General features: G+C 72.9%; 8 protein-coding genes. 5 read left to right on the top strand and 3 right to left on the bottom strand.

The features are described from left to right. A partial coding sequence (locus tag VIM19_15275; GenBank protein ID HEY5186225.1) for a hypothetical protein occupies nt 1-228 on the top strand: 228 nt, incomplete at its 5' end. A 35-nt stretch (nt 229-263) separates the two neighbouring features. Here VIM19_15275 and ychF read toward each other — a convergent pair. Then, entirely contained in the window at nt 264-1,337 is a 1,074-nt protein-coding gene (ychF, locus tag VIM19_15270; GenBank protein HEY5186224.1) for a redox-regulated ATPase YchF, read from the bottom strand. Between the two features lie 70 nt (nt 1,338-1,407). On the opposite strand from ychF, the gene rmuC reads away from it, so the two are divergent. Next, nucleotides 1,408-2,898: a DNA recombination protein RmuC gene (rmuC, locus tag VIM19_15265; protein ID HEY5186223.1), complete on the top strand. Its 1,491-nt coding sequence runs from the start codon at nt 1,408-1,410 to the stop codon at nt 2,896-2,898. A gap of 20 nt (nt 2,899-2,918) precedes the next feature. Next, on the top strand, nt 2,919-3,392 hold the full coding sequence (locus VIM19_15260) for a DUF6542 domain-containing protein (GenBank protein ID HEY5186222.1): 474 nt from the start codon (nt 2,919-2,921) through the stop codon (nt 3,390-3,392). Here VIM19_15260 and VIM19_15255 read toward each other — a convergent pair. After that, nucleotides 3,373-4,335, bottom strand: a complete 963-nt coding sequence (locus tag VIM19_15255; protein ID HEY5186221.1) for a 4-hydroxy-3-methylbut-2-enyl diphosphate reductase — start codon at nt 4,333-4,335, stop codon at nt 3,373-3,375. The two genes, VIM19_15260 and VIM19_15255, sit on opposite strands and share 20 nt — an antisense overlap. Before the next feature lie 30 nt (nt 4,336-4,365). Here VIM19_15255 and xseA point away from each other — a divergent pair, with 30 nt between their 5' ends. Together xseA and VIM19_15245 are read left to right on the top strand one after the other, a co-directional pair. After that, a complete protein-coding gene (gene xseA / locus VIM19_15250) occupies nt 4,366-5,574 on the top strand; it encodes an exodeoxyribonuclease VII large subunit (GenBank protein HEY5186220.1) in 1,209 nt (402 codons plus the stop codon). A gap of 17 nt (nt 5,575-5,591) precedes the next feature. Continuing rightward, nucleotides 5,592-5,819, top strand: a complete 228-nt coding sequence (locus VIM19_15245; protein ID HEY5186219.1) for an exodeoxyribonuclease VII small subunit — start codon at nt 5,592-5,594, stop codon at nt 5,817-5,819. Nucleotides 5,820-5,849: 30 nt separating this feature from the next. Here VIM19_15245 and VIM19_15240 read toward each other — a convergent pair whose 3' ends face one another. Continuing rightward, complete coding sequence (locus VIM19_15240; protein HEY5186218.1) at nt 5,850-6,389, bottom strand: DUF4245 domain-containing protein; 540 nt, start codon at nt 6,387-6,389, stop codon at nt 5,850-5,852. Between the last annotated feature and the right edge of the window lie 46 nt (nt 6,390-6,435).

Raw genomic sequence — 6,435 nt, 5'->3', positions numbered from 1 at the left:
GTGCGGCCCGCCAGCCGCCGGGGACGGCCGATCAAACACACCCAGCCGTGCCGGACCAGCGTCGTCACCCACGACACCCAGGTCCACGTGAACGCCTACTTCAAGCACTCCCGGATCAAGCAGTACCTCAAAGACGGCCGGTCGCTGCGGATCGAGACCGTCGTGAACTGTCCGGGCGACCTCCGGCTGCCACCGCCGGCTGGGCCACCTCGACGAGCTGCAGACTAGAAACCCGTGGTGCTGCAACGGTTCTTGCCCCTCGCCTACACGTTGAATCGGAACTCCACTACGTCGCCGTCGGCCATGACGTACTCCTTGCCCTCGATCCGCACCTTGCCGCGGGCCTTGGCTTCGGCCATCGAGCCTGCGTCCACCAGGTCGTCGAAGGAGACGACCTCGGCCTTGATGAAGCCGCGCTGGAAGTCGGTGTGGATCACGCCGGCCGCTTCGGGAGCGGTCGCGCCCTTGCGAATGGTCCAAGCCCTGGCCTCCTTCGGGCCGGCCGTCAGGTAGGTCCGCAGGCCGAGCGTGTCGAAGCCGACCCGGGCGAGCGACACCAGCCCGGACTCCTTCTGCCCGATGGACTGCAGCAGCTCGAGCGCCTCGTCGTCGGGCAGCTCCTCCAGCTCGGCCTCGATCTTGGCGTCGAGGAAGACCGCCTCGGCCGGGGCGACGAGCGCCCGCAGCTGCGCCTTGAGCTCCTCGTTGCCGAGCTCCTCGTCGTCCAGGTTGAAGACGTAGAGGAACGGCTTGGCCGTGAGCAGCGACAGCTCCTTGAGCGGGGGCAAGTCGAGGCCAGCCGCGAACACCGTGGTGCCGCCGTCGAGGACCTCGTTGGCCCGCTGCGCCGCTGCCAGGACCTCGGCCCGGTCCTTGTGCTGCCGGGCCTCCTTCTCCAGCCGGGGCAGCGCCTTGTCCAGGGTCTGCAGGTCGGCCAGGATCAGCTCGGTATTGATCGTCTCGATGTCGCGCAGCGGGGCGACCTCGCCGTCCACGTGCACGACGTCCGGGTCGGTGAAGACCCGGATCAGCTGGCAGATCGCGTCCGCCTCGCGGATGTGCGCCAGGAACTTGTTGCCCAGCCCCTGCCCCTCCGAGGCCCCACGCACGATCCCGGCGATGTCGACGAACGAGACGGTGGCCGGGACGATCCGCTGTGACCCGAAGATCTCCGCCAGCTTCGCCAGCCGGGGGTCGGGGACGCCGACCACGCCGACGTTCGGCTCGATGGTGGCGAACGGGTAGTTCGCGGCCAGGACGTCGTTCTTGGTCAGCGCGTTGAACAGCGTCGACTTGCCGACGTTGGGCAGTCCGACGATGCCGATCGTGAGGCTCACGGGCCGCGAGTCTAGGCGGCCGGGCGTGCCGTCCCCGAATTTCTCGGACCGGACCTGCACACTCGAGCGCATGGGAACCACCGGAGTGCTGCTGCTGGTCGCGGGTGTGATCGTCGGTGTCTGCGCCGCCGTGCTGATGGGGCGTGGCCGGCTCGCGACCCTCACGGCCGAGCGGGACGCCGCTGCCGCGCGGGCGGCCGGGCTGGCCGGCGAGCGGGACGTCCTGGCGGCCCGGGTGAGCGCAGCCGATGTCGAGGTCGCCCGACTCACGACCACGCTGGAGCACGAGCGGCAGGCCGGCGAGCAGCGGCTGGCCGACCTGCAGCGGGCCCAGGAGGAGCTGAGCCAGCGGTTCAAGGTGCTGACCCAGGAGGCCCTTGACCGCACCACCGTGCGGCTCACCGCGCTGACCGAGGAGAAGCTGCGAACGGCGGAGAAGGACACCGCCGCCCAGCTGGAGCAGCGCAAGCAGGCCGTCGAGAACCTGGTCAAGCCCATCGAGGAGCACCTGAAGAAGGTCGCGACCCAGATCGACCAGAGCGAGCTGCGCCGCACCGAGGCGTTCACCACGCTCGGCGAGCAGCTGCGTACGATGGGTGAGACCGGCTCGCTGCTGCGGCAGGAGACCGAGCAGCTGAAGAACGCGCTGCGGCGCCCGGAGGTGCGCGGCGCGTGGGGTGAGCTGCAGCTCAAGCGGGTCGTGGAGCTGGCCGGCATGCTCGAGCACTGCGACTTCGTCACCCAGGAAACCGTGACCGGGGTGGACGGCCCGCAGCGGCCGGACCTCGTGGTGCGGCTGGCCGGCAAGCGCAACCTGGTGGTCGACTCCAAGGTGTCACTGGGGGCCTACTTCGAGGCGCTCAACGCCACCGACGAGCAGGTCCGCGCCGAGCGGCTGGCCGCGCACGCCCGGCACGTGCGCACCCACGTCGACCAGCTGGCCGCCAAGGCCTACTGGGAGCGGCTGACCCCGACCCCCGAGTTGGTCATCGCGTTCATCCCAGGCGAGGCGATGCTGGCCCAGGCGCTCGAGACCGACACGACGCTGATCGAGTACGCCTCCGGGAAGCGGGTCATGCTGGCCAGCCCGACCACCTTGATCCTTATGCTGCGCACGGCGGCCTACGCGTGGACCGAGTCCCAGTTCGCCGACGACGCCCGCAAGGTGCTCGACGAAGGCCGCGAGCTGTACCGGCGGCTGGGCACCATGGGCGACCACCTGGACAAGCTCGGGCGCACGCTGACCGGCTCGGTCAAGGCCTACAACCAGGCGGTCGGCTCGCTGGAGCGCACGGTGCTGCCTAGCGCCCGGCGGATGGCCGACCTGAAGGTCTCCACCGAGCCGCTGGACGCGCCCGGGCCCGTCGACGAGCCGGTCCGGCCGCTGTCCGCCCCCGAGCTGGTCGCCGCGGCCGAGGAGGGCCGCCCGGTGCGCGCTCTCGTCGTCGGACCGGTCGTGGGAGGGGAGTCGGACGAGATCGAGGACGACCCGCGCTACGGGGTGCTGGGTGCGGCGGACGACGCGGAGCCGGCACGGCACCGCGATGCGTTCGGCGCCTGAGGGGGCTTAGCGTGGCCCCCGTGACCACACCGAGCGACCGCCCGGCGCCCTCGTCCGGGCCCCCGTCGACGCCCGCGTCGACATCACCGTCGAGCCGGGGCCCGCGCAAGGTCGGCAGCCCGGGCCTGACCGTGGCCGGCGTGGTCCTCGTGGTGCTGGTCGGCAGCCTGGTCGGGCTGCTCGTCGATGCGATGACCGGCACCGGGCTGGGCTGGATCTTCGGCCTGTTCTTCGCGGCGGCCAGCGCCTACGGCGCCGCGAGGGTCCGCCGGAGCGACCTGGCCGCCGGGGTGATCGTGCCACCGCTGGTGTTCGCCGTGCTGGTGGGCCTGTACTTCCTGGTCACCGGGTCCGGTGGCCTGAAGACCCAGGTGCTCGACGGCGTGGTGGCCCTGATCGACCAGGGCCCGCAGCTGTGGCTGGGCACCGGCCTGGCCCTGGTGATCGTGCTGGTTCGCTGGCGCGCGGCCCGGGTCAGGCCCGCGCGGTCTTGAGGTCGCGGCGCAGCTCGGGGGGCAGCGCGAACAGCAGGCTCTCCTCGGTGGCCGTGACCGCTTCGACGTCGTCGAAGCCGCGCGCGGCCAGCCAGGCCAGGACGCCGCGCACCAGGATCTCCGGCACCGAGGCGCCACTGGTCAGCCCGACGGTCTGCACGCCGTCCAGCCAGGCCGGGTCGATCTCCTCGGCGTGGTCCACGAGGTGGGCCGTGGTGGCGCCCGCGGCCAGGGCCACCTCGACGAGCCGCACCGAGTTGGACGAGTTCCGCGAACCCACGACGAGCACCAGGTCGGCGTCCGTGGCGATCAGCTTGACCGCCTCCTGCCGGTTCTGGGTGGCGTAGCAGATGTCGTCACTCGGCGGGTCGACGAGCTCGGGGAAGCGCTCCCGGAGCCGGTCCACGGTCTGCATCGTCTCGTCCACCGACAGCGTGGTCTGCGACAGCCAGGCCACCTTCGACGGGTCGGGCACGTCGACCTGGTCGGCCCGGCTCGGGCCGTCGACCGTCACGATGTGCCCGGGCGCCTCGCCGGCGGTCCCCTCGACCTCCTCGTGGCCCTCGTGCCCGATCAGCAGGATCTGGTAGCCCTCGGCCGCGAACCGGCGGGCCTCGTGATGGACCTTGGTCACCAGCGGGCAGGTCGCGTCGATCGTCGTCAGCCCCCGACCGGCCGCCTGCTCGTGCACCGACGGCGCCACCCCGTGCGCCGAGAAGATCACGGTCGCGCCCTCGGGCACCTCGTCGGTCTCCTCGACGAAGACCGCGCCCTTGGCCTCCAGGGTGTGGACTACGTGCCGGTTGTGCACGATCTGCTTGCGCACGTAGACCGGCGCCCCGTACAGCTCGAGCGCCTTCTCCACCGTCACCACCGCGCGGTCGACCCCCGCGCAGTACCCACGGGGGGCGGCGAGCAGGACCTTGCGGCTGGCCTCCGGCATGCCCCCAGGGTACGTGCCTAGGCTGCGGAGATGCCTGTCGAGACGTCCGCCGAGCAGCCGGTGCCGGTGCGCACCGCCGCCCGGCTGATCGGTGAGTGGGTGGCGCGGCTGGGCCGGGTCTGGGTGGAGGGGCAGGTGGCCCAGCTGAGCCGGCGCCCGGGCTCGGGGACCGCCTTCCTGACCCTGCGCGACCCGGTCGCCGACGTGTCGCTGTCCGTCGTGTGCCCCCGTGCCGTGCTCGACGCCTGCGTCCCACCCCTCGTGGAGGGCGCCCGGGTGGTGGTGCACGGCAAGCCGGACTTCTACCTGGCCCGCGGCACCTTGTCGTTGTCCGCGCTGGAGATCCGACCCGTGGGGCTGGGCGAGCTGCTCGCCCGGCTGGAGCGACTGAAGGCCATGCTCGCTGCCGAGGGCCTGTTCGAGACCAGCCGCAAGCGTCCACTGCCGTTCCTCCCCCGCGTCGTCGGCCTGGTCTGCGGCCGCGGCTCGGCGGCCGAGCACGACGTGCTCGAGAACGCGCGGCTGCGCTGGCCAGCAGTGCAGTTCCGGGTCGAGAACGTCGCGGTCCAGGGGGTCTACGCCGTCACCGAGGTGGCCGACGCGCTGGCCCGACTGGACAAGGACCCCGACGTCGACGTCATCGTCGTCACCCGGGGCGGCGGCTCGGTCGAGGACCTGCTGCCGTTCTCGGACGAGGCGCTGGTGCGGGCCGTGGCCGGCTGCCGCACGCCGGTGGTCAGCGCGATCGGACACGAGCAGGACGCGCCACTGCTGGACCTGGTCGCCGACGTGCGAGCCTCGACCCCCACCGACGCCGCCCGTCGGGTGGTGCCCGATGTCCGCGAGGAAACCGCCCGGCTGAGCCAGGCTCGCGAGCGGCTGCACCGGGCGGTCGGGTCCCTGGTCGGCCACGAGCAGCAGCGGCTGGACTTCCTACGCAGCCGGCCGGTGCTGGCCGACCCCGCCGCGGGGATCGTGGCACCGCGCGAGACCGAGGTCCGAGCCCTGGTCGAGCGGTCGCGGCGCAGCCTGCAGCACCGCCTCGACCGAGCCGCCGACGAGCTGGTCCACACGACCGCCCGGGTGCGCGCGCTGTCCCCGGCGGCCACCCTGGAACGCGGGTACGCCGTCGTCCAGCGGGCGGACGGCGCGGTGGTGCGGTCGCCGACCGAGGTGGCTGCGGGTGAATCGCTGCGGGTGCGGCTGGCCGAGGGCGAGCTCGCCGCGACGGTCGACTGAGCCGGCGTCCCCGTAGGCTGACCGCCGTGAGCGACGACGCGCTGGGGTACGAGCAGGCCCGCGACGAGCTGGTCGAGGTGGTCCGGCGGCTCGAGGCCGGGGGCGCGACGCTCGAGGAGTCGCTGGCCCTGTGGGAGCGCGGCGAGCAGCTCGCCGCGATCTGCCAGCAGTGGCTGGACGGGGCCCGCGCCCGGCTGGCCGCCGCCGCAGGGGGCGCAGGGACCGAGTCGGCCAGCGCCGGCTGACTGCGTCGCTCAGCCGCTGGCGCGGCGCGGTCAGCGCGCCGTGAGGGCTGCGGCGAACTCCTCCAGCTCGGTCCAGCCGGCGGTGCCGTGGACGATCACGGCGGCGCCGTCCTGCTGCCGGGTGAGCGCGCGGCGGGCGCCGTCCACCGAGGTCCAGCGGGTCCAGGTGGCGCCGTCCACGACCGACGTCCCTGCCTGCTGCGGACCGTAGAGCTGGTCGACGAGCAGCGCCCGGAGGTCGCCGTTCCACTCCTCCAGTCCGACGTATTGGTTGCTCGGTGAGATGAACCCCAGGTGCCAGTGGGCGACGCCGGCCAGGCCGGTGGTCTGCGGCGGGTCGTAGCTGACGCTCGTGGGGCGCCACTGGGCCGGGAGCCCCTGCGGCGCCAGCGCCGCGTAGGGCGCCGCGCCCCGGACCTGCGCCAGGGTGCCGCTGTAGTCGATCGGGCGCACCGCCTGCCCCGGCGTGCGCAGCGTGATCAGCACGGTGACCGCCACGACGGCGAGCACGACGCCGAGCGAACGGACCATGTCCGCCGTCGTCTCGAACCCGCGCCGCTGGCCTGCCACGGAGCCCATGGTCCCTGACCCGCCGTCCGGATGCCCACCGAGGGTC

This window comes from Actinomycetes bacterium (assembly GCA_036510875.1).
GTDB lineage: Bacteria > Actinomycetota > Actinomycetes > Prado026 > Prado026 > DATCDE01.
Note: the sequence above shows the minus strand (reverse complement) of the source record. Positions and strands in the feature narration are given on the sequence as shown.

Excerpts from the sequence above, each read along its gene's own strand:
- rmuC (HEY5186223.1), top strand. The coding sequence starts at position 1,408 with ATGGGAACCACCGGAGTGCTGCTGCTGGTCGCGGGTGTGATCGTCGGT.
- VIM19_15255 (HEY5186221.1), bottom strand. The coding sequence starts at position 4,335 with ATGCCGGAGGCCAGCCGCAAGGTCCTGCTCGCCGCCCCCCGTGGGTAC.
- xseA (HEY5186220.1), top strand. The coding sequence starts at position 4,366 with ATGCCTGTCGAGACGTCCGCCGAGCAGCCGGTGCCGGTGCGCACCGCC.